The sequence below is a fragment of the Arthrobacter sp. Hiyo1 genome, from assembly GCF_001263615.2.
Lineage (GTDB): Bacteria > Actinomycetota > Actinomycetes > Actinomycetales > Micrococcaceae > Arthrobacter.
On record NZ_DF952469.1, the window covers coordinates 994562 to 996419 of the forward strand.

Below are 1858 nucleotides of genomic sequence, written 5' to 3' on the forward strand. Positions count from 1 at the left end.
GTGGTCGTAGAGACCGACGACCTGCTGCATGTACTGCGCCCACTGCGGACCGGCGATGTAGGCCCCGTCCACCACCGGGTAGTACTTGCCGTTGACCGTGATGTCGCGTCCGAGCCGTGCGGCGCTTCCGTTGAAGGGGTCTCCGAAGAAAGACGCCGTTGCCAGGCCTTTGGTGTAGCCGAGGACCCAGGTCTGGTTGTTGTACTGGTTGGTGCCGGTCTTGGCGGCGTCCGGGACGCCGAGCTTCTGCGGGATGAGCAGGCCCGAGCCCTTGGTGAGGACGTCCTGGAGGACATTGGTGGTGGCCTTCGCGACATCCGGTTTCAGCGCGTTCGGCTGGCACGCGGATGCCTGCCCGCCGATTCTCTTGCCTTGGGCGTTGTCGACTTCGGCGATCGAGATGGGTGCGCAGTACGTGCCGTCCGCGGCGAACGTTGCGAAGGCGTTGGCCATCGTCAAGGGAGCGACGTTCTGGCTGCCCAGGATATTGCCCAGGGTCGAGAGGTCGATTTTCTTGTCGTTCCCGTCGCCCAAATGCAGCCCGATGGCGTCGGCGGCCCGCTGCACATCGCAGAAGTCGTTCAGGCCGGCGAGGGAGGCGAACGTCGCGGTGTTGATTGAGTTGTAGATGCCCTGGCGGACGCTCATCGGCCGGTACCAGCCGGGTTCATCGTTCTGCAGGTCCGTGGAGGGTGGAAGAGAGCTGTCGAACCAGCCATGGACGGGCCCGCATGTCGTCTTCCACGGGTAGTTGACGCCGTAACGCCGCCTCGACGCGTCGACAATCTGGTTCGTCGTTTTGCCCTCGCCAAGCCAGGCCGCGAGGGTCACGGGCTTCATGGTCGAGCCGGGCTGCATGCCGCCCACGCCGCCTAGGTCGTTGCCGTTGGCGTCCGTGCTGTCGACGTTGAAGTTGTATGTCGAGACGAAGCCGGTGCCCTGGCCGGCGAGCGTGCGGGAATTCTGCGCCATCGCGAGGACCTTGCCAGTACCGGGCTGGACCGTCACGAGGGAGGCGCCCCATTTGTCCGGGTTCGCCCCTGTCGTGGCGTCGACCTGGGCCTGGGCGGGTCCTTGTAGGCGCGGGTCCAGGGTGGTCTTGATGGTCAGGCCCCCGCGCATGATCTTCTGGATCCGGTCCTCCTGAGTCGCGCCATAGGCTGGGTCGTTCTGGATCTGGTGGAGGACGTAATCGCAGAAGTACTGGGCCTGGACGGCGTAAGCGCAGCCCTGCCTGGGCGGGTTGACCTTGAGCTGGATCGGGGTGCTGACGGCGTCCTCGTGCTGCTGGCCGTTGATGTAGCCGTGCTGGAGCATCGCGTCGAGCACCAGGTCCCTCCGCGTCTTGGACGCCTCGGGGTGCTGGGTCGGGTCGAACAGGGAGGGGCCGTTGACCAACCCGGCCAGCAGGGCCGCCTGGGGCACGGTGAGGTCCTTGGCATCGACGGAGAAGAAGTACTGGGCCGCGGCCTGGATGCCGTAGGCGTTGGCGTTGAAGGAGACGATGTTCAGGTAGCCGGCGAGGATCTGGTCCTTCGTGAACTGCTTCTCGAGGCCGATGGCGAGCTTCATCTCCCGGAGTTTGTCGTTGATGCTCTTCTGGCCGTTGAGAACGACCTGGGCATCTTTGCCCTGGGCGATGAGGTTATCGTTGAGCACGTTGGTCACGTACTGCTGTGTCAACGTGGAGGCGCCCTGCCGGGCCCCGCCGCTGTTCGTCACGAGGGCGCGCAGGATCCCTGTCGGGTCGATGCCCCCGTGTTCGTAGAACCGGGAGTCCTCGATCGCGACGATCGCGTTCTTGATGTTGGGGGACATCTGCTCGAGGGGGACCTGGGTGCGGTTCTCGTTGAACAGC

The 1858-nt window shown here is 65.0% G+C and carries 1 protein-coding gene; it reads right to left on the minus strand.

Features of this window, described 5'->3' with window-relative positions:
• Nucleotides 1–1858: transglycosylase domain-containing protein (locus tag AHiyo1_RS08860; protein WP_059388319.1), on the minus strand; the 1858-nt coding region annotated here is incomplete at both ends.